The sequence below is a fragment of the Candidatus Sordicultor fermentans genome, assembly GCF_012728195.1.
GTDB classification, from domain to species: domain Bacteria; phylum Atribacterota; class Atribacteria; order Atribacterales; family Caldatribacteriaceae; genus Sordicultor; species Sordicultor fermentans.
In genome coordinates this window covers 1-21,540 of record NZ_JAAYFP010000116.1, presented here as the reverse complement: position 1 = coordinate 21,540, position 21,540 = coordinate 1, and the positions used below count along the sequence as shown (strand labels likewise).

16 protein-coding genes and 1 tRNA gene are annotated in these 21,540 nt (G+C 44.2%); all 17 read left to right on the top strand.

Going from position 1 to position 21,540, the window contains the following annotated elements:
- Positions 1–286 precede the first annotated feature (286 nt).
- Positions 287–1,174, top strand: a complete 888-nt coding sequence (gene glyQ / locus GXZ17_RS06165; protein ID WP_409376422.1) for a glycine--tRNA ligase subunit alpha — start codon at positions 287–289, stop codon at positions 1,172–1,174.
- Between the two features lie 28 nt (positions 1,175–1,202).
- Complete coding sequence (gene glyS, locus GXZ17_RS06160; protein ID WP_409376413.1) at positions 1,203–3,302, top strand: glycine--tRNA ligase subunit beta; 2,100 nt, start codon at positions 1,203–1,205, stop codon at positions 3,300–3,302.
- A gap of 11 nt (positions 3,303–3,313) precedes the next feature.
- Positions 3,314–4,165 (top strand): kinase/pyrophosphorylase, encoded by an 852-nt coding sequence (locus tag GXZ17_RS06155; protein WP_409376421.1) that lies wholly within the window; start codon positions 3,314–3,316, stop codon positions 4,163–4,165.
- A complete protein-coding gene (gene ppdK, locus GXZ17_RS06150; protein WP_409376412.1) occupies positions 4,162–6,825 on the top strand; it encodes a pyruvate, phosphate dikinase in 2,664 nt (887 codons plus the stop codon). The genes GXZ17_RS06155 and ppdK overlap by 4 nt, the downstream gene beginning before the upstream one ends.
- Positions 6,826–6,960: 135 nt before the next feature.
- Positions 6,961–8,034 carry a deoxyguanosinetriphosphate triphosphohydrolase gene (locus tag GXZ17_RS06145; protein ID WP_409376411.1) on the top strand — a complete coding sequence of 358 codons (1,074 nt, stop codon included), beginning with the start codon at positions 6,961–6,963 and terminating at the stop codon, positions 8,032–8,034.
- A 21-nt stretch (positions 8,035–8,055) separates the two neighbouring features.
- A complete protein-coding gene (locus tag GXZ17_RS06140; RefSeq protein ID WP_409376410.1) occupies positions 8,056–10,044 on the top strand; it encodes a sodium-translocating pyrophosphatase in 1,989 nt (662 codons plus the stop codon).
- A 275-nt stretch (positions 10,045–10,319) separates the two neighbouring features.
- Entirely contained in the window at positions 10,320–12,074 is a 1,755-nt protein-coding gene (dnaG, locus tag GXZ17_RS06135; RefSeq protein ID WP_409376409.1) for a DNA primase, read from the top strand.
- 17 nt (positions 12,075–12,091) lie between these two features.
- Positions 12,092–13,183: an RNA polymerase sigma factor RpoD gene (gene rpoD, locus GXZ17_RS06130; protein WP_409376408.1), complete on the top strand. Its 1,092-nt coding sequence runs from the start codon at positions 12,092–12,094 to the stop codon at positions 13,181–13,183.
- Positions 13,184–13,210: 27 nt separating this feature from the next.
- Positions 13,211–13,285 (top strand) — tRNA-Asn (locus tag GXZ17_RS06125).
- Positions 13,286–13,633: 348 nt separating this feature from the next.
- The gene (locus GXZ17_RS06120; RefSeq protein ID WP_409376407.1) at positions 13,634–14,740 is read left to right on the top strand and encodes an ABC transporter ATP-binding protein; all 1,107 of its coding nucleotides are present in this window, start codon (positions 13,634–13,636) and stop codon (positions 14,738–14,740) included.
- 342 nt (positions 14,741–15,082) lie between these two features.
- A complete protein-coding gene (gene gap, locus GXZ17_RS06115) occupies positions 15,083–16,072 on the top strand; it encodes a type I glyceraldehyde-3-phosphate dehydrogenase (protein ID WP_409376406.1) in 990 nt (329 codons plus the stop codon).
- A gap of 11 nt (positions 16,073–16,083) precedes the next feature.
- The gene (gene tpiA / locus GXZ17_RS06110) at positions 16,084–16,854 is read left to right on the top strand and encodes a triose-phosphate isomerase (RefSeq protein ID WP_409376405.1); all 771 of its coding nucleotides are present in this window, start codon (positions 16,084–16,086) and stop codon (positions 16,852–16,854) included.
- Between the two features lie 18 nt (positions 16,855–16,872).
- Positions 16,873–17,097 carry a preprotein translocase subunit SecG gene (gene secG / locus GXZ17_RS06105; RefSeq protein WP_409376404.1) on the top strand — a complete coding sequence of 75 codons (225 nt, stop codon included), beginning with the start codon at positions 16,873–16,875 and terminating at the stop codon, positions 17,095–17,097.
- A 12-nt stretch (positions 17,098–17,109) separates the two neighbouring features.
- On the top strand, positions 17,110–18,150 hold the full coding sequence (locus tag GXZ17_RS06100; protein ID WP_409376403.1) for a nicotinate phosphoribosyltransferase: 1,041 nt from the start codon (positions 17,110–17,112) through the stop codon (positions 18,148–18,150).
- A gap of 16 nt (positions 18,151–18,166) precedes the next feature.
- On the top strand, positions 18,167–20,002 hold the full coding sequence (locus GXZ17_RS06095; RefSeq protein WP_409376402.1) for an ABC transporter substrate-binding protein: 1,836 nt from the start codon (positions 18,167–18,169) through the stop codon (positions 20,000–20,002).
- 66 nt (positions 20,003–20,068) lie between these two features.
- Positions 20,069–21,100 (top strand): ABC transporter permease, encoded by a 1,032-nt coding sequence (locus tag GXZ17_RS06090; protein WP_409376401.1) that lies wholly within the window; start codon positions 20,069–20,071, stop codon positions 21,098–21,100.
- A gap of 3 nt (positions 21,101–21,103) precedes the next feature.
- A partial coding sequence (locus GXZ17_RS06085; RefSeq protein ID WP_409376400.1) for an ABC transporter permease occupies positions 21,104–21,540 on the top strand: 437 nt, incomplete at its 3' end.

Below are 21,540 nucleotides of genomic sequence, written 5' to 3'. Positions count from 1 at the left end.
GCTAAATATCAGGCAGTGGCTATGATGAAAGATAAGGCGTTGTTAACTAAAAGTTTAGCAGCAAAAAATCTCGGAATACTGAAAACTCTGTCCTCCCTGCCACCATTGAGCCTCTTTTCAGGAAATAATGAGTAAAAACAAGTACTTTTGAGTTTTGCTCTTTGGGGGGAGAGCGAGGAGGCTGTCTTAAAACCGCGGGCTGAGCGAAGGCAGCTTGAAGAAGGCGGGATAAAAGTATCTCAGCAAACTATGCCGGTTGTGGTATAGTTTAGTTAGCCAGGAAGCCGTGTATTTTCAAGACATCATTCTGACCCTCAGTGATTATTGGAAAAAAAGGGGTTGTGTTATTGTCCAACCTTATGATGTGGAAGTGGGAGCAGGCACCATGAATCCGGCTACTTTCTTGCGAGTTCTAGGACCGGAGCCCTGGAGAGTGGCTTACTGTGAACCTTCTCGCCGTCCTGCCGATGGTCGATACGGAGAAAACCCTAACCGGCTTTATGAACATTATCAATTTCAGGTTATTATTAAACCTTCACCTTCTGATATTCAGGATTTATATTTAGAAAGCCTTTTCCACCTGGGTATTAAGTCAGAAGAACACGATATCCGCTTTGTGGAGGATAACTGGGAATCTCCCACCCTGGGAGCCTGGGGTCTGGGCTGGGAAGTCTGGTTAGACGGGATGGAAGTTACCCAGTTTACCTATTTTCAGCAAGCCGGAGGAATAGACTTAAAGCCCATTGCTGTGGAGATAACTTATGGTTTAGAAAGAATGGCTATGTACCTGCAGGAAAAGGAAAATATATTCGAAGTAGAGTGGAATGAATATCTGACCTATGGAGATATCCGCTGGCAAGAGGAGAGAGAGCACTCTATATCCAGCTTTGATGAAAGCAATCCTCCTGCACTTTTTACCCTCTTCGGGCTTTATGAAGGAGAAGCTAAAAGGTTGCTGGATAAAAGGTTGATTCTCCCAGCTTATGATTACGTTTTGAAATGTTCCCATATTTTTAACCTATTAGATGCTTGTGGAGAAATAAGCGTTATGGAAAGGAACCAGTATATGGGGAAAATAAGGCAATTAGCCAATCGTTGTGCTCAACTGTATCTCGAGGAAAGAAAAGCTCTGGGGTTTCCCTTTTCTTCCAAGATAAAAACTGCTGCATCTTAGTGGCTCTGGACCGGAGAGGTAAGGATAAATGACACAAGAAAAAGACCTTTTGTTAGAGATAGGGATGGAAGAGCTGCCTATCAGTTTAATATCTGACATTTTTCAGGAATGGGAAACTAAATTCACCCGGGGCTTTCGGGAAGCCCGCATAGATTACAAAGACCTGGAAGTGGTGGGAACCCCCCGGCGGATGACCGTTTATCTGCGGGGCGTAGCAGAAAGGCAGAACCCTGTTCTTAAAGAGATAAAAGGTCCGGCTAAAAAAGTAGGTATTTCTGAAACAGGAGAGTTTCTGGAGCCTGCTCATGCCTTTGCTCGCTCTCAGGGTATTGATTTATCCGACCTCGTGGTAAAGGAGACTGAAAGGGGGGTTTATATTTTCGGGGTGAAAAAAGAAGAAGGAAGACTGGTAGAAGAAATTTTACCCCTTCTCCTTCCCCGGATTATTTCCTCTCTGGAATTTCCTCGTTCCATGCTCTGGGGAGAAGGACAATTCCGATTTGTTCGTCCCCTTCGCTGGATTTGTGCTCTGTGGGGGGAGAAAGAGATAGTTTTCGAAATAGCGGGAGTGGTATCTTCCCGTTTTACCCGGGGACATCGCTTTCTTGCGCCACAACCTGTGGAATTAAAAGAACCCTCTCAGTATTTTACTTCGCTGCGGGAAGCTAAAGTTATAGTTTGTCAGGAAGAAAGAAGGAAGAAAATCGAGGAAGCTCTTAGCAGGGAAGAAAAACTCATCGGGGGCCACTGGCTGAAAGATGAGAGCTTGATCCAGGAAGTAAATTTTTTAGTGGAATATCCCGATGCCGTAACCGGTCGGTTTGATTCTCAGTATCTGAAGCTCCCCCATCGAGTGCTTACCACAGTGATGAAGCATCACCAGAAGTATTTTGCCTGTGTAGATGACCGGGGGGAACTGCTGCCCTTTTTCTTTATAGTTTTAAATCGACCCCGGGAAGGGGGAGAAAAAATAGTAAAGGGAAATGAGCGAGTACTTAAGGCCCGGCTGGAAGATGCGCTTTTTTTCTTTGAGGAAGACAGGAAAAAGCCCCTGAGGGATAGAGTAGAGGCTCTCGATGGCATAATCTTTCAAGAGTCTCTCGGGACCATGAAACAAAAAGTAGAGCGATTAGAAAAACTGGCCCGTTACCTGGGAGAGGAGTTGGGCTTTGACTCAGGAAGGATAAAACGGGCCGAGGAAGCTGCTCATCTATCTAAGGCAGATCTCGCCTGTGAGATGGTAAAGGAATTTCCTGAACTACAGGGTTATATGGGTAGAGTCTATGCTCTTTTAGATGGGGAGGAAGAGGAAGTGGCAATAGCTCTGGAAGAGCAATATTATCCACTACCAGGGGAGGAAATCTATCCCAGCACAGTAGCGGGGATGATTCTCTCTTTGGTGGATAAAATGGATAATATTGTTTCCAGTTTTTCCCTGGGAAGAATCCCCAGCGGCTCTCAAGACCCCTGGGGGTTGAGGAGAATGGCTCAAGGTATTGTGAATATAATATTGCACTGCCAGTGGTATCTGTCATTATCTCCCTGGGTAGAGAAAAATCTTCACCTTTTAAAAGAGCAGGGTCTGGGAGGAGAAAATGAGGGGATAAAAGCGGAAGTGGTAGAATTTCTGTTTAATCGCCTTCGTTCTCGTCTTCTGAGCTCCGGCTTTAATTATTCGGTGGTTAATGCAGTTTTGAACACTTCTATTGATGACCTCTATGAGGCTTTTAAAAAAATAGAGGTTCTGGAAAAGCTGAGAAGAGAGAGAAGGTCGTTTTTATCTGAGATAGTCACCGGCTTTACTCGAGCTAACAATATCAGCAAAGAGTTCTCCGGTAATGGAGATTTGCGAGAAGACCTCTTGCAAGAGGAGTTAGAAATAGAATTATATAAAAATCTCCAGAAAGTAGAGCAAGATTTTAATCAGGCGGTGGCGGGGGGAAATTATTTCGCTGCTTTTGAAATATTTTATTCTCTTTTGCCCTTACTTAATCAATTTTTTGACCAGGTTTTAGTGATGTGTGAAGAAAAAGATTTAAGAGAAAATCGCTTAAATTTGATGAAAAAAGTGGTAAACTTGTGGAAGGATGTGGCTGACCTGTCTCAGGTGGTAATAGAGGGAGAATAAAGTTGAAAGAAGTGAATTCGGCTTATAAAGTGAGCGATGATTTCAATATTTTTGTGATTTCTGACGGAACGGGTAAAACTGCGACATCAATGGTACAGGCTGCTCTTTTGCAGTTTGACCTGCCTCGAGTTAACATTGTGCGTTTTGCGCGTATTCGTAGTCGAGAGGAAATATATAACATTCTGGATATGGTGCAACCCAAAAAAGATATCATAGCTTATACGGTGGTAAATGAAGAATTAGCTCAGGCTCTACGAGTGGAATCACTTAATCGAGGGATACTGGCTCTGGATCTTCTGGGTCCGGTGGTAGAAGCGCTGAAAAAAGTCAGTTCTCGCCAGCCCCGGGGAGTGCCTGGTCTCCTCCGTCGTCAGGAAGAAGGGTTATCCCCTAAAATAGAAGCTCTGGAGCATGCCTGGAAAGAAAGTAGCGGTTTCAGTGTTTCTAATCTGGAAGAGGCTGATGTGGTTATTTTAGGAGTGTGGTATCCTCGCAGAGAAGAAGGGATACTGATGCTGGCAGAAAGAGGGATCAGGGCAGCATTTTTGATATTAGACCCGGCTTTACCTCTTTTCCCCAACCTGGAAGAGACAGTGGCTCACTCTGTGGATAAGCCGGTGATTGGTCTCCAGATGGATGTTGATTACCTGACCCGGGTGAGGGAAGAAAGAGTCAGGGCTCTGGGTCTGGATCGCCTCTTGTATAAAGCTGAAAAAGAGGTGGTGAAGGAAGAACTGGATTTTGCTCAGAGAGTTTATGATAAACTGGGTTGCCAGGTGATAGATGTAACTGGTTTGAGCAGTAGAGATCTGGTAAATGCAATCATGAGTCAAATTAAAAAAAAGAGGGAGGAAATGCGATGAAGAAGAAATACGTCTATTTTTTTGGCGAAGGTGACGCCTCAATGAAATTACTTCTGGGTGGTAAAGGAGCAAACCTGGCGGAGATGACCCGTATTGGTTTACCGGTGCCTCCAGGTTTTACCATCACCACGGAAGCCTGCACTCATTACTATAAGAATAACCAGACCTGGCCAGAGGGTCTGGCTGAAGAGGTAGAAAAGAATTTAAAACGCCTGGAGGAGGAAACCGGTAAGAAATTTGGTGATCCCCAGAATCCTCTTTTAGTTTCTGTCCGCTCTGGTGCTCCAGCTTCTATGCCAGGAATGATGGATACCATTCTTAACTTGGGTCTTAATGACCAGGTGGTAGAAGGCCTGGCTCAACTCACCGGTGATCGTCGCTTTGCCTACGACTGTTATCGCCGCTTCATTCAGATGTTCGGTGGTGTGGTAATGGGAATAGGGCACGATGAATTCGAAGCCATTTTGAGTGAGGTCAAAAGAGAAGCAGGAGTCAAATTGGATGCCGATCTGGATGCCAATGCCTTGATAAAAGTGGTTGAAAGATACAAAGAGCTTTATAAAAAAGCAACCGGAGAAGATTTTCCTCAAGACCCCAAAGAGCAATTATATAGAGCTGTTAATGCCGTGTTTGAATCCTGGAATAATAAAAGAGCTATCACTTACCGGAGGCTCCATAACATTCCTGAAGATTGGGGCACAGCAGTAAATATTCAGGTGATGGTTTTCGGTAACATGGGATTTGATTCGGGAACAGGGGTGGGCTTTACTCGTAACCCCTCAACCGGAGAGAAAGAATATTACGGCGAATATCTTTTGAATGCCCAGGGAGAAGACGTGGTGGCCGGTATCCGGACTCCCAAACCCATCATAGAGATGCAAAAAGACCTTCCTGAAGTTTTTGAAGAGCTGAAGAAAATCTATGACATATTAGAAAAGCACTACAGAGATATGCAGGACTTTGAGTTTACCATCGAAAAAGGTAAACTTTACATTTTGCAGACTCGAACGGGGAAGAGAACTGCTCAGGCAGCGATTAAGATTGCCGTGGACATGGTAAAAGAAGGACTGATTGATGAAAAGACAGCGGTACGGAGAGTGGAGCCCGAACAAATCGACCAGCTGCTCCATCCTCGTATTGACCGCAGCCAGCCTTTGAATGTGATAGCTAAAGGTTTACCTGCTTCTCCTGGTGCAGCTTATGGGAAAGTAGTTTTTGATGCTGATGAGGCAGAGCAGTTAGCTAATAATGGTGAGAGAGTTATTCTGGTCAGCCCGGAAACCACCCCTGATGACATTCATGGAATGGCGGCAGCACAGGGAGTTTTGACCAGCAGAGGTGGAATGACCAGTCACGCGGCAGTGGTGGCTCGAGGTATGGGTAAACCCTGTGTGGCGGGTTGTGAGGCGATTAAGATTGATCTGGATAAGCGAATTTTTTCGGTCAATGGAGTGGTGGTAAAAGAAGGCGATTATATCACCATTGATGGGAGCACCGGAGAAGTGATTTTAGGGCAGGTGGAAACCATTCCTCCTCAATTGTCTCCTGATTTTCAGACTCTCCTTTCCTGGGCGGATAAATTCCGTCGTTTAGGAGTGCGAGCCAATGCTGATACCCCGACAGATGCTCGAAAAGCTCTGGAATTTGGAGCGGAGGGAATCGGTCTTTGCCGAACCGAGCACATGTTTATGGCTCAAGATCGCTTGCCCTGGGTACAAAAGATGATCATGGCTCAGAGTCCCGAGGAAAGAAAAGAACCCTTATCCAAGATTGGTCCGATGCAGAAAGGGGACTTCAAGGAAATATTCCGGGTTATGGAAGGCAAACCGGTTACCATTCGTTTGATTGACCCTCCTTTGCATGAGTTTTTACCCAGCTTAGAAGAGCTCTTAGTAGAGGTGACTACTTTACGGGTTAAGGGAGTAACCGGTCCAGAACTGGAAGAAAAAGAGAAATTGCTAAAAGTAGTTCAGGGAATGCACGAGAATAACCCCATGCTGGGTTTGCGGGGTTGCCGGGTGGGTATTCTCTATCCTGACATCGTGGAGATGCAGGTGAGGGCTATTATAGAGGCAGCTTGCGAGCTATCTCAGGAAGGAGTTAAGGTTATTCCCGAGATCATGATTCCTCTGGTTGGCCATCGCAATGAGATTATGATTTTAAAAGAAAAGCTGGATGAGGTGGCACGGGAGGTTATCGATAATTATAAAGCAGATGTTAATTACAGCTTTGGTACTATGATTGAGGTTCCCCGAGCAGCACTGGTGGCGGACCAGATTGCTGAATATGCCGAGTTTTTCTCCTTTGGAACCAATGACCTTACTCAGATGACTTTTGGTTATAGCCGGGATGATGCGGAAGGTAAGTTTTTGTTCTTCTATGAGGAGAACGGTATACTGGAGGAAAACCCCTTCCAGGTTATAGACCAGGAAGGAGTGGGGCAACTGATGCGGATGGGAGTAGAAAAAGGTCGTAGCAGTCGTCCGGATCTAAAATGTGGAATCTGTGGAGAACACGGAGGAGAGCCAGAATCGGTGAAGTTCTGCCACGAAATTGGTCTGGATTATGTCAGCTGTTCTCCTTTCCGTGTACCTATTGCTCGCCTGGCTGCTGCTCATGCTGCTTTAGGGAGTGAAGAAGGAAAGAAATTCAACGTTTGAGTTTTCTCCCCTGCCCCCTCGGGGCAGGGGAGAGCTGTATTGGAACTCCCGGGAGGAGGTATCTTCCCGGGTAGGCATTATACAAGTGAGAAGACAGCAGGCCTTTAGAGGGTAAATACAGGAGTGGGTGAGGCGATGGCTAGGGAAATCGCAGACATTAAGAAATTCTGGGAAACAAAAGAAAGAGAAATATTATCGCCATTTGCTACTTTAAGCACCAGTAGTCGGGGAAGAGAAAAGGAAGAGCCAGAATGTGAGCTACGGAATTGTTTTCAGAGAGATCGAGATCGCATCATTCACTCCAAATCTTTCCGGCGCCTGAAACACAAAAGTCAGGTTTTTTTAAGCCCGGAAGGCGATCACTATCGTACTCGTCTGACTCATACTCTGGAAGTAGCACAAATTGCCCGCACTGTGGCTCGGGCTTTATGTCTGCAGGAAGATTTAGTGGAAGCAATCAGCTTAGGTCACGACCTGGGGCATACCCCTTTTGGTCATGCTGGAGAAGAAGTGCTTAACGAAGTTCTTCAACCTCAAGGTTTCAGGCATAATGAGCAGAGTTTAAGGGTGGTGGATTTTCTGGAAAAGGACGGAGAGGGACTCAATCTCACCTGGGAAGTAAGAGATGGAATTGCTAAACACTCTAAAACTCTGGCTGAAGACCTGGTTTTTAGTGTAGAGGAACTTCCCTCTACTTTAGAGGGTCAAGTAGTGCGCTGGGCTGATGTGGTGGCTTACGTTAACCATGATATCGATGATGCCCTGCGAGGTAAAGTTATAACCGAAGATGAACTTCCTGCTTGCGCCTTGCAAGTTTTAGGCAATACCCATCGAGAGCGGATAGACCGAATGGTTAAAGATTTGATTTTAAGTAGCTTTGACCAGCCAGTGGTGAAAATGAGCGATGAAGTACGAGAAGCCACCGAGATTTTGCGCCGATTCCTTTTTAATAGAGTGTATTTGAGTGAGGAACAAAAGGTAGAAAGAGATAAGGCTAAAAGGCTGGTTAAAGAGTTATATTTCTTTTTTCTGCAGAATCCAGATATCCTGGGAAAGGAGTATAAACTTTACCAGAAGGGAGCATCTGATTTAGAGCAATCGGTTTGTGATTTTATTTCAGGAATGACGGATAGATATGCTCTATACATTTATCAAAAATACTTCATTCCCTCTTCCTGGCCGGGAGAGGGAAGAAGGAATACTACTTGAATAAATAGAAGGAGGTGTATTATGGGAGTCGCAATTTTTACTCTGATTGCTGGTTTAATCGCTGTAATTTATGCTGTTTTTCTCGTTCGCCGGATCTATTCTTTTGACCCGGGAAATGAGAAAATGCAGAGTTTGTCCAGTGCAATTCAGGAAGGAGCGATGGCATTCTTGAAGAGAGAATATTCCTTCCTGGCTATCTTTATTATTGGTATGTTTATACTTCTTACTCTAACTCTGGGGGTGACGGTAGCTATCTGTTATGTGTGTGGTGCTATCTGTTCTGTGGGCGCCGGCTTTGTAGGTATGAGAGTGGCCACTCGCAGTAACTGTCGCACTACTCAGGCAGCTACAAAAAGCATAAGCGATGCTCTGACAGTTGCTTTTTCCTCAGGAGCAGTTATGGGGATGTGTGTGGTGGGATTTGGTCTTGTGGGACTGAGCCTCCTTTACCTTTTTGTGGGAGACCCTGATATTATCAACGGTTTTGCTTTAGGAGCCAGCTCTGTTGCTCTCTTTGCCCGGGTAGGAGGGGGTATTTACACCAAAGCTGCTGATGTGGGAGCAGATCTGGTGGGCAAAGTGGAAGCGGGTATTCCCGAGGATGACCCTCGCAACCCGGCAGTTATTGCCGACAACGTAGGTGACAATGTAGGGGACGTAGCTGGAATGGGAGCTGACCTTTTTGAATCTTATGTGGGCTCTATTATAGCTGCTATGGTGCTGGGAGCAGCACCGGGGGCCATATATGGAGGAACAAGCGGGATAGTATTTCCTCTTCTTCTTGCTGGTCTGGGAGTGGTGGCTTCTATTATCGGAACTTTATTTGTTCGAGCAAAAGACGAAAAAGATTTAGCACCTGCTCTCAACCGGGGAACCTACATCAGTGCTGTTTTAACTGCTATTTTTGTCCTGATTTCTGCCCTTCTTGTTTTTCGAGACCTGGGAACAGCAAAAGCCATTGGTCCATTTGTGGCCAGCGTATCGGGTCTGATAGCCGGCATTATTATTGGTCTTCTCTGTCAATACTATACCTCCAGTGATTATAAACCGGTGCAGCAACTGGCAGAGACGGCTAAAACTGGTCCGGCTACGGTGATAATTAATGGTTTGGCTCTGGGTATGGAAAGCACTGTTTTTCCCCTTATTTTAATTTGCGCTGCTATTCTTCTGGCTAACTGGGCAGCAGGAATTTACGGTATTGCCATAGCGGGTTTGGGCATGCTCTCTATTGTAGGCATGACGGTGGCAGTAGATGCCTATGGTCCGGTGGCTGACAACGCCGGAGGTATTGCCGAAATGGCTGATTTAGATCCTCATGTGCGTGAAAGAACCGATTCCCTGGATGCTCTGGGAAATACCACAGCAGCTATCGGTAAAGGTTTTGCCATTGCCTCTGCAGCTCTCACCGCTCTTGCCCTGTTTGTGGCTTATTCGCAAACTGTGGGTTTGAGGATTATTGACCTCTTGCATCCCTACACAGTGGTGGGGCTTTTCATTGGAGGAATGATGCCCTTCCTCTTTTCCTCCATTGCTATGAAAGCAGTGGGAACTGCTGCTTTTAAAATGGTGGAAGAAGTGCGGCGTCAATTCCGGGAAATAAAAGGATTGATGGAAGGGAAAGCTCAACCTGATTATGCTCGTTGTGTAGATATCAGCACTCGAGGGGCCATTGCCCAGATGATCTTTCCCGGTCTTTTAGCGGTGATAGTGCCTATTGTGGTGGGTCTGGTTTTAGGTAAAGAGGCATTAGGGGGATTACTGGCCGGAGCAATTGTTACCGGGCTTCTTATGGCCATTATGATGGCCAATGCTGGAGGAGCCTGGGATAATGCCAAAAAATACATAGAAGCGGGGAACTTGGGAGGAAAAGGAACTCCTGTCCATGCTGCAGCAGTAGTGGGAGACACAGTGGGTGATCCTTTTAAAGATACCGCCGGTCCTTCTCTTAACATACTGATTAAGCTTATGTCTATCGTAGCTTTAGTTTTTGCTCCTCTTTTCATGCGCTAAATATTCTTTCTCCTCCGGGAATATTCCCGGAGGAGAAAGAATTTAATTAAAGGTCACATAGTTTTTCCTTGAAGAGAAAGAAGGTACATTCCGGTAAGAATGCATTTTTCCTCAGGAGGGGTCTGGTAAAGAAATACTTGATTCCGGGTGTTCTGTCAGGGGTGTTTTTCGAATTAGAAGTACATAGATAATCGGGAATATTGCCCTGAATGGGCAACATTCTATCGCTAACATTATTATTGTTCTTCCCGGATGAGGAGGAATAGGTGATTTAATTGCTGTTTGATGATCAGTATCTGGAAGAAATTAAAAGTCGTATAGACATAGTGGAGCTCGTTTCCCGGTATGTCAGTCTCCAGCCAGCAGGTCGTAACTATCGTGCTCTTTGTCCCTTTCATGAAGAAAAGACTCCTTCCTTTCTGGTTTCTCCGGAAAAGGGCATTTTCCACTGCTTTGGATGCGGGGTGGGTGGTAATATTTTTACCTTTGTAATGAAAATGGAAAGCCTCACCTTTCCTGAAGCGGTGGCTTTTTTAGCTGAAAAGTGTGGCATGGAGCTACCAACTCTCGGTAAAAGTATCACCCGACAAACTAAAGAGAGAGACAAACTTTTCCTCTTGAATGAAACTTTAAGTCGTTATTATTATCAATGTTTGTTGAACCCCGGGGACGAACTTGCTCACGCTGCTCGCTCTTATATTTATGAACGCAGGGGGCTAAAGCCAGAAATAATAGAGCAGTTTGGCATTGGTTTTTCTCCAGCTTCAGGTAAGGAATCCATTGCTTTTTTGATGGAGGCAGGGTTTTCGGGACAGGACGTAATTAAAGCTGGAGTGGGAGTGGTAACAAAAAGCGGGGAACTTTTAGACCGTTTTCGAGGTAGAATTACTTTTGCCTTACATGATGTTCAAGGGAGAGTAATCGGTTTTGGAGGAAGAATTTTAGGGGATGGGGAGCCTAAGTATGTCAATGTTTCTGATACCCCGGTTTTTTCTAAAGGACGCAACCTCTACGGTCTTTTCGCCTCGCGGAATTTTATTCAGCGCTCTCATCAGGCGATTTTAGTAGAGGGATATATGGATTTTCTTACTCTTTTTCAAGAGGGAATTAATAATTGCGTGGCTTCTATGGGTACTTCTCTTACTAAAGATCAGGCCATGCTCTTGCGTCGCTATGCTGAAGAGGTAATTATTTGTTACGATTCAGATGCGGCAGGACAGGCGGCTACTGTGAGAGGCATGAATATCCTTCAGGAACAGGGAATAACAGTGCGAATACTGCCTATTCCTGCCCCTTATGACCCTGATTCTTTCCTGCGTCAGAAAGGGAGAGAAAAATTCTTAGAAATTATGGAAGAAGCTCCCTCTCTTTTTGATTTCCAACTGGAATTATTTGTTAAGGATTATGGTTTAAGTTCTTTGGAATCAAAAGCGAAGATTATTCGAGGCATGGTTCCTTTTCTCCAATCAATTCGAGATCCAGTAGAGAGGTCTTTAAAGGTTAGCTATTTAGCAGAGAGGTTAAAAGTGGGAGAATCAGTGATTTATAGTGCTTTGAGACGGGAAAAAGCTCCTGAGGCAGTTTTAAGTTCTTTTGTGAGCAGAGAATCGGGTAAGGTAAAAGCAGAGAAAATGCTCCTGCGAGCTATGATGGAAAGTCAGTTCTGGCGGGAGACAGTTGTCAAAGAACTGGAAGTTCAAAATTTTTCTCGACCTGAGCATCGTCGCATTTTTCGTGTTTTTGCTGATTCTGAAGAGGAGGGTAACCTTTCTCCTTCTGATTTGATAGACATTTTTTCCGGCGATGAAGAAATATCTTGCTGTATAACAGAGATAATGACCCGGGAGGATTTGCAAGGAGGATTGAATCAAGAAGTGGTTGAGGATTTAATACGCCGGTTGAAGCTGGCTTCAGTAGAAGAGGAAATGCAACGGATACAGGAAGAGCTTTCTCGAGAAGATAACGAAGAGAGGCTACAGTATTATCATTTTCTCTCGCAAGAGAGGGAAAAATTGAAAAGGTTAGATTGAAGAGAGGAGAGATGTGGTTGAGCGGCGATAACAAAAATAAGTCTTCCCCCGAAGTTTCTTCTTTAATGGAGAGAGGAAAGCAGAAAGGGTATATTACTTTTAAAGAGTTAAATGATGCCCTGGGTAGTGAAGCCATAAACGTAGATAAGCTGGATGATGTTTATAATACCCTTTTGGGTCTGGGTATTGAGGTTTCAGATGAGGAAGGCTTTCAGGAAGATCAACCTACCATGGAAGCGGAAGATTTTCACTTTGAGGATATAAAAGGCATAGGAGCAGATGACCCGGTAAAAATGTATCTGAAAGAAATCGGACAGGTTCCTCTCCTCACCAAAGAAGAAGAAGTAGAGTTAGCGAAAAGAGTGGAGCAAGGAGACCCGGAAGCCAAAAGGAAGCTCATCGAAGCCAATCTGCGGCTGGTAGTGAGTATTGCTAAAAAATACGTGGGCAGAGGTATGCTCTTTCTTGACCTCATTCAGGAGGGTAATCTGGGCTTAATTCGGGCAGTAGAAAAATTTGATTATCGGAAGGGTTATAAATTCAGTACTTACGCTACCTGGTGGATTCGCCAGGCTATTACCCGGGCTATTGCTGATCAAGCGCGAACTATTCGTATCCCTGTCCATATGGTAGAAACCATTAATAAACTCAATCGAACTTCTCGACAACTCGTTCAAGAGCTGGGAAGAGACCCCACACCTGAAGAGATAGCAGAGAAGATGGGTATTACTCCGGAGAAAGTCAGAGAAATAATGAAGACAGCCCAGGAGCCTTTGTCTCTGGAGACCCCTATTGGAGAGGAAGAAGACAGTCACCTGGGTGATTTTATTGAAGATACTGGAGCTCTCGCGCCTCCTCAGGCTGCTTCTTATTCTCTTTTGAAAGAGCAGTTAGATAATGTTTTAAATACTCTTACAGACCGGGAGAGGAGAGTTTTGAAGCTCCGTTTTGGCCTCGAGGATGGAAGACCCCATACTCTGGAAGAGGTAGGACAGATTTTCGGGGTAACTCGAGAAAGAATTCGTCAGATTGAAGCCAAGGCTTTGAGAAAACTCCGCCATCCCAGCAGGAGCAAAAAATTGCGTGACTATCTTGACGAAACAGAATAAGTTTCCTATAATTCTCTGTGAAGCCGCTCCTCGGTAGCTCAATGGTGGAGCATCCGGCTGTTAACCGGAGGGTTGCAGGTTCGAATCCTGCCCGGGGAGCCAGATTAACAATTGATTGGTGGTTGTTTAAAGCTTTTCTGAAGCATTACCTCATCTTTCCCGCACAATGCCCGAAAAAAATAAGGAAAACTGAGAATCTTTTTTCTCCTGTCTATCCCTGAATGGCCAGTTACCAGTTATTTTTAACTGAAGACTTTCCTGTGGTTCTTCTATTCAGATATGATAGTATTTCTGTCTGGGGGAAGAGAAATAGAGTAAAAAATAAAAATACCCTACATCAGGACACTATCTTTAACTTTTAAGGGGTTGCAAGAGGAAAGCAAATATTCTAAAATAGAGTAAGCATTTCTTTATTACTTAAATTTAAGTGAATGAAGAGGAGGAAAATAAATGGCTAATGTTTCTTTAAAGAGTGTGGTTAAACGTTTTGGGGAAGTAGTAGCAGTGAACAAGGTGGACCTTGATATTGCAGATGAAGAATTTCTGGTATTAGTAGGTCCTTCTGGTTGTGGTAAAACTACTACCTTGCGCATGATTGCCGGGTTGGAAGAAGTGGATGAAGGGGAGATTTATATTGATGATATCCTGGTAAACGATGTTCCCCCTAAAGATCGGGATATTGCCATGGTTTTCCAGAACTATGCTCTTTACCCCCATATGGATGTGTACAACAATATGGCTTTTGGGTTGAAGCTCCGTAAATTTCCCAAAGATGAAATTGATAGACGGGTAAAAGAAGCAGCAGATATTCTGGGAATTCACGAGTTGCTTAAGCGTAAACCTAAACAACTCTCTGGAGGTCAGAGGCAGAGAGTAGCTGTGGGAAGAGCCATTGTTCGCCACCCCAAAGTCTTCCTGTTTGACGAGCCCCTTTCTAACCTGGATGCTAAATTGAGAGTGCAGATGAGAGCGGAGTTGTCTAAACTTCACGACCGTCTGAAGGCCACCATGATTTATGTTACTCACGACCAGATAGAAGCTATGACTATGGGAGATAGAATTGTAGTTATGAAGGACGGTATAGTACAACAAGTGGGTACTCCTCTTGATCTCTACAATAAGCCCCAGAATAAATTTGTGGCTGGTTTTATTGGTACTCCCTCCATGAATTTCCTGGACGTGGTGATAAAGAAAGAGGGAGATGCACTTTATTTAGATGGAGAATCCTTCAAAATCAAAATTCCGGCTGAAATTCAATCTGCTCTCTTGCCCTACGTAAATAAGGAAGTCACTTTGGGCATTCGTCCCCAGGATATTTATGATTGTAACTTCTCCCAGGAGATGGCAGAAGTTGATGGAAACGTGATCGAGACGACAGTAGATATAGTGGAGCCTCTGGGTTCAGAGCAAACAGTGTATCTGGTTACCGGGCCTCACGTTCTTGTTGCGCAATTAGATATGCGTACTCATACCAGTGTGGGGGATGCTTTGAAAATACTGGTGGACACCTCTAAAATTCATCTATTTGATGTAGAGACGGAGCAAGCTATAGTTTAAGTTGCCGTCTGTCAAAGCAAGAGTGAGTGAGAGTTGCATTGTGGCTCCTCCACTCTTATAATAAGGGGCTGGAGGGTAAAAGAGTGCGGGTTATACCCCGGAAAGGAAATTGCCTTTTTGAAGAAGGCTTATCGGGATGATGAGAAAATGCAGGATAGAGGATGTCTTACCTCTATCGCTGGAAGCAGTGAAATTATAATCTGTAGATATACTGAAACGTGAGAAAGAAATAATTGTTTTAGATACCCCCGTCCGCGAGACGGGGGTATCTACTGAAAAGAATGCTTGAGCATTCTTTCTCTACACTGAATAAATAGTATTCCTAAGAAAGGAGCAGCGATTATGAAAGTTGGAATCAATGGGTTTGGTAGAATTGGACGTTTAGTTTTTAGAAGGATCTTAGAAGAGGGAGACTTAGACGTAGTAGCAGTTAATGATTTGACCAGCGCTAAAACTTTAGCTCACTTGTTAAAATATGATTCGGTGCATGGAACTATATGTAACCAGGTGGAAGCTAAAGATGATGCTTTAGTAGTAGATGGTAAGGAAATCAAAGTTCTGGCTCAAAAAGACCCTGCTCAATTGCCCTGGCGGGACTTGGGGGTAGATCTGGTAGTTGAGTCTACTGGTAAATTTACCGCCAGAGACGGAGCCTCTTTGCATTTACAAGCTGGTGCTCAGAAAGTAATAATCACTGCTCCAGCTAAAGGACCAGATATCACCGTAGTAATGGGAGTTAACCATAAAGCTTACAACAAAGATGCCCATCATATTATTTCTAACGCTTCTTGCACCACCAACTGTCTGGCTCCGGTGGTTAAGGTTTTGAATGATAGCTTTACCATTCAGAAAGGTTTTATGACCACTATTCACGCTTATACCAATGATCAGGTTATTTTGGACTTTCCTCATAAAGACTTAAGAAGGGCGCGGGCAGCAGCTCTATCTATGATTCCTACCACTACTGGAGCAGCTTCGGCTATCGGAGAGGTTATACCTGAGCTTAAGGGCAAATTGGACGGAATGGCCATTCGAGTTCCCACTCCTGATGTCTCCATAGTGGACTTTGTAGCGGTAGTGGAAAAGGAAACCTCTATCGAGGAGGTAAATTCCGTTCTCAAACAAGCTGCTGAAGGTGAATTGAAAGGGATTCTGGCTTACTGTGATGAGCCTTTAGTATCGGTGGACTTTCTCCATGATACTCATTCTTCCATCGTGGATGCTCTGTCTACCAAAGTTCATGGGAACCTGGTTAAGGTTTTAGCCTGGTATGACAATGAGTGGGGTTATTCCTGTCGGGTAGTAGATTTAGTTAAATACGTGATGAAGTAGGAGTTATAGAAATGCCTCGTATTCCTATCGCTGCAGGAAATTGGAAAATGAATAAAACTTCTCAGGAAGCTTCAGCGTATGCTGAAGCTTTCCTCCCCCAGATAAAAGACTTCAAAAAGGAAGTAGAAATAATCATTTGTCCTCCTTTTACTGCTCTTTCAGCTCTGGCTTCTTATTTTCGGAATTCTCCGGTGAAATTAGGAGCACAAAATATGCACTGGGAGGAGAAAGGTGCTTTTACTGGTGAAGTGAGTGCTCCTATGATTAAAGAATGGGGTTGTCAGTATGTCATTCTGGGGCATTCAGAGCGGAGGCATATTTTTCGGGAAACCTCTGAAGAAGTGGGTAAAAAAGTCAAAAAAGCATTAGAATGGGGTATTAACCCTATTCTTTGTGTGGGGGAAACTGTTGAAGAGAGAGAAAAGGGAGAAACTGAGAAAATAGTAGAAGAGCAACTACTTCTGGGGATAGCAGACATTCCCGATACCAAAGCATCCTCTATTGTGATAGCCTATGAACCGGTCTGGGCTATTGGTACGGGAAAAGCGGCTACTCCCGAAGATGCTCGGGAGGTTATCTCTTTTATTCGAGAAAAGCTTTTATCTCGTTTTAGCTCTGAGATTTCAGATAATATTCGCATTCTCTATGGAGGCAGTGTAAGTCCAGAAAATGTATTCAATTTTCTTCGAGAGGAAGAAATTGATGGAACCCTGGTAGGAGGAGCCAGCTTAGACCCGCTTAAAATGATTAAAATAGTAGAAGAAACTCTGCGAGCCTATTAGAGAGAAAGAGGTCGGAATATGGAATGGTGGATGATTGTTCAAATTATAATCTGTGTGGCTCTGATTTTAGTAGTTATGTTTCAACCCCGCAAAGCAGGTATGGGGGGTGGAATGTTTGGCGGTATGACGAGAGCAGACCGAAGCAGTAAGTTTCGGAGTTTACCTGTTTTGAGCAAATTGACTGTAATTCTGGCAGCGGCGTTTCTGATTTTTTCTTTTTTGTTTTCCTTTCTGTTAACTTAATAAAGGACCAAGATGATAGAGAATAATGGAATATTAACTCTGAAAGAAGTAGAGAATATCAAAATAGACCCGGAGAGGGATTTTTACTCTGCTACTCCGGAGGAAATAAAAAAGGGCTATACTACTGATATATATTTTGTCAGTGCTCAGGAGATTTTACATCACCTGGATTTGAAAGATACCATAGTAACTGCAGAAATTTTTCCTCGAGGGTCAGGAGTAATGTGTGGAGTGCCGGAAGTCCTTAATCTCCTCTCTTCTTCCTCGGTAGAGATCTGGAGTCTGAGTGAAGGGGAGGAATTCAGTCCTAAAGAGGTGATAATGAGGATCAGGGGACCTTACTCGGCTTTCGGGATGTTTGAAACCCCTCTTCTGGGAATTTTGGCTCACAGTTCTGGCTGGGCTACTGCTGCTCGGGAGTGTAAAGTGGCAGCAGGAGAAAAGATAGTTCTTTCCTTTGGTGCCCGGCATGTCCACCCGGCTGTGGCTCCAGTTATGGAACGCTCTGCTATTGTAGGAGGAGCAGATGGAGCAGCGTGTATATTAGGAGCAAAGCTCGCGGGAAAAGAACCGGGAGGTACTATTCCTCATGCCGCAATTATCATTATAGGGGATACAGTGGTAGCGGCGCAGGCTTTTCAAGAGATTATTCCCCCTCATTATTCCCGGGTAATTCTGGTTGATACCTTTAAAGATGAAGCTGAAGAATCTTTGCGGGTGGCTCGAGCTTTAGGAGAAAATTTAGAGGGAGTGCGACTGGATACTCCTGAGGAGCGGGGAGGAGTAACTCCGGGTCTTGTAGAAGAAGTGAGAGTGCGCTTAGATCAGGCTGGTTTTTCTCAGGTGAAAATTGTAGTCTCCGGGGGTTTGAACCCTGCGAGAATCCAGGCATTGAAAGAAAAGGTAGATATTTTTGGAGTGGGAAGTTATATCAGCGGTCATTCTCCTGTGGATATGACTATGGATTTAAAAGAGATAGGAGGAGAAAAAATAGCCAAACGCGGGAGGTTGCCGGGGATTATTCCTAATCCTCGGTTAAAGCAAATAAAATAAAAAGGAGGCGTTAGCTTTGAAAAAGTACGGTGTTCTTCTTCTGGCGGTTTTAGTTTTAATAGGAGGAGTGAGTTTTGCCGAAGTTAAAAATCCCGATACTTATATTCACCTGGGTATCGGGGAACCAGAAACATTAGATCCTCACTATGCCTACGATACGGCAAGTGGCGAGGCATTGGGAATGGTTTATGATAACCTGATTGCTTATAAGGGAGAAAGCGTAACTGAGTTTATTCCCAGATTGTCTCTCGAGGTTCCCTCGGTGGAGAATGGGTTAATCAAAGATGATGGTAAAACTTATGTCTTTCCCATTCGAGAAGGGGCAAAATTTCACAATGGTAACGACCTTACCCCGGAAGATGTGGAATATACCTTTGAGCGAGGAATTCTCACTGACCCTTATGCCGGACCCATGTGGATGATAATCGAGGCTCTGTTTGATTATCAAACTATAGAAGACATGGTAGAGGATAAGCTGCAAATAGCCTGGAGCGATATGGTGGACGAAGATGGTAACTTAAAGAGCGAAGAATACGCTTCTCAACTCGTTGATTTTTACGAGCAGTATATCGACCCGGCTATCGAAGTGGAAGGACAGAACGTGGTGTTTCATCTGGTGCGACCTTTTGCTCCTTTCTTGAGTATCCTGGCTCAAAACGCAAGCTGGAGTGCCATTATGGATAAAGAGACCTGTGTTTCTCTGGGTCTCTGGAATGGAGAGCCCGATGGCTGGTGGAAATACCATGCTCTGAAAAAAGAAGAAAGTCCTCTTTATGAGCAAGCTATAGGGACAGGACCTTTTGTGCTGGTGGAATGGGATAGGGCGCAACAGAAATTGACTTTTAATAGAAATGATGATTACTGGGGAGAAAAACCTAAAATCGCTAAAGCTATAATCTGGGGAATTGATGAGTGGAGCACTCGCCGGGCGATGTTAGAAGCAGGAGATGCCGACCAGATATATACCCCCCTTCAGTATTTGGAGCAGGTAATAGACATGCCGGGGGTGAAAATTGAAGAAGGAGCACGGATTACAATTACTGCTTTACACTTTAACTGGACGGTAGAAAAAGGAAGTCAGTACTTAGGAAGCGGTCAGTTAGATGGAGAGGGAATTCCTCCTGATTTCTTTAGCGATGTCCATATCCGTCGTGCTTTCTCTTATGCTTTTGATTATGATACTTTTATAGAGCAGGTTCTTCAGGGTTATGGATTCCGGGTTTCTTCGGTAATTCCTAAGGGGCTTTTGGGATTTAATGAAAATCTTCCTATGTATGATTTTGATTTAGAAAAGGCAAAGGAAGAATTTCAGCAGGCCTGGGATGGAGAGGTATGGGAAAAAGGGTTCAAACTCACTCTCCTCTATAATACGGGAAATGAAGAGCGACAGACTGCCTGTGAAATGTTGAAGGAAAATATTGAGTCTCTCAATCCTAAGTTTAAAATCGAAGTGCAGGGAGTTCAGTGGCCCACTTATCTCGATGCTTACCGGAGCGGCCAGCTTCCAGCCTTTATCATTGGTTGGTTAGCCGATTATCCCGACCCTCACAACTTTATATTCACCTATTTCCACAGCAATGGAGTTTATGGCACCACTCAAGGACAAGCCTTCATAGACTTTGCTCGAGAAAATCTGGATTCATTAGTAGAAAAAGCCATAGCTGAGACAGATGAAGCAGAGCGACAAAAACTCTATGAGGAGATTCAGACCATTGCTTATGAAGATGCTCTGGGCATAACCCTCTATCAACCTTTGGAAATTTACCCCATGAGAGATTGGGTAAAAGGCTGGGAATTTAACCCCATGAGGTCAGGAGAAGTTAACTGGGAAGGAGTGTATAAAGAAGAGTAATAGAAATAGAAGAAGGGGGGAGAAATCTCCCCTTCTTCTCGTAAAGCGAGGTAAGATGAAAAGAAGATGACATTTTATATAATTCGCCGACTTTTGTTTCTTCCTTTAACTTTACTGGGGATTTCTCTTTTAGTCTTTTCCATGATTGGATTATTGAGTCCTTATCAGAGATTGGCTACTTTTATTAATAGCCCGGAAAGGTTAAAGGGAGCAGACATCGATAAATTAGTGGAGCTCTATGGTCTGAATGACCCTCTCCCTATCCAATACGGAAGGTGGTTGAAAAACCTTTTTCAAGGTAATCTGGGCTGGTCTTACGTAGGAAAAGAACCGGTTTACGATGCACTTGTGCGACGATTTCCCTATACTCTGGAGCTGGCTTTATTTTCTATCTTTCCTATCATTTTTCTGGGAATAAACTTAGGAGTGATATCTGCGGTAAACCACAATCGTCCCTTAGACCATGGTTTGCGCATATTTGCAGTGGTGGGATGGTCTTTTCCTGATTTTGTTTTTGGATTGTTTATCCTGATGATTTTCTATAGTGTATTGGGCTGGTTTCCTCCCGGGAATTTGAGCCTGTGGGCAGAAGAAGTGGTCAAGTCTTCTGTTTTCCATAATTTTACCGGTATGACCACTATAGATGCTCTTCTCAATGGAAGACTGGATATTTTCTGGGACGCCTTTCTTCACCTTTTAGGCCCGGTTTTAACTTTGACTTATGTACAATTTGCTTTTATTTTGCGTATTACTCGCTCTTCTATGTTAGAGGTGTTGCAGAAAGATTATGTTCGCACTGCCCGGGCTAAAGGACTGGATGAGCGGGTAGTTATTAATAAACATGCTCGTAAAAATGCTCTCATCCCTGTGGCTACAGTAAGTGGTCAGACTATTATCGGACTTTTAGCCGGAGCAGTGATTGTAGAGACCATTTTTAATCGTACCGGTATCGGGAGTTTTATGTCTTTGGCAGCTCAACAGCTGGATTATGCCTCCATTATGGGAGGGACTCTATTCTTCGGGTTTATACTGGTTTTAGGAAACCTGATAGTGGATATTTCCTATGCCTTTATTGACCCCCGGGTGAGGTTGGAGTAGTTGATGAATAGAGAAACTCGACGCATATTCAGGAGACTATCGTCCGATACTTCTGCTATTTTAGGTTTTGCTCTGCTTATTTTCTTTGTAATAGTGGCCATCCTCGCTCCCTTTATTGCTTCACCTCCTCCAGGTAGAGACCCCTACATTATGCCTATCGTTACCTGGAGCTCTAATCCTCTTCCTCCTTCTCCTGAGCATCCTTTTGGGGTAGCAGGAAAAAGAGACATATTTTATGGAGTGGTATGGGGAACTCGCACAGCTTTCCGGGTGGGAATAATAGTAACTTTAATTTCTACCGCTTTAGGGCTTCTAATAGGGTCGGTGGCTGGGTATTTTGGGAAACTGTGGTATGAAATTTTGATGAGAATCACCGATATATTTATGGCTATTCCTTTTTTGGTGGCGGCTATGGTTTTGACTACCATTCTGGGGACAGG

Bases quoted from the DNA above. Each gene is read 5' to 3' on its own strand.
- glyS (WP_409376413.1), top strand. From the start codon at position 1,203: ATGACACAAGAAAAAGACCTTTTGTTAGAGATAGGGATGGAAGAGCTG.
- ppdK (WP_409376412.1), top strand. From the start codon at position 4,162: ATGAAGAAGAAATACGTCTATTTTTTTGGCGAAGGTGACGCCTCAATG.
- GXZ17_RS06145 (WP_409376411.1), top strand. From the start codon at position 6,961: ATGGCTAGGGAAATCGCAGACATTAAGAAATTCTGGGAAACAAAAGAA.
- GXZ17_RS06140 (WP_409376410.1), top strand. From the start codon at position 8,056: ATGGGAGTCGCAATTTTTACTCTGATTGCTGGTTTAATCGCTGTAATT.
- GXZ17_RS06120 (WP_409376407.1), top strand. From the start codon at position 13,634: ATGGCTAATGTTTCTTTAAAGAGTGTGGTTAAACGTTTTGGGGAAGTA.
- gap (WP_409376406.1), top strand. From the start codon at position 15,083: ATGAAAGTTGGAATCAATGGGTTTGGTAGAATTGGACGTTTAGTTTTT.
- tpiA (WP_409376405.1), top strand. From the start codon at position 16,084: ATGCCTCGTATTCCTATCGCTGCAGGAAATTGGAAAATGAATAAAACT.
- secG (WP_409376404.1), top strand. From the start codon at position 16,873: ATGGAATGGTGGATGATTGTTCAAATTATAATCTGTGTGGCTCTGATT.
- GXZ17_RS06100 (WP_409376403.1), top strand. From the start codon at position 17,110: ATGATAGAGAATAATGGAATATTAACTCTGAAAGAAGTAGAGAATATC.
- GXZ17_RS06090 (WP_409376401.1), top strand. From the start codon at position 20,069: ATGACATTTTATATAATTCGCCGACTTTTGTTTCTTCCTTTAACTTTA.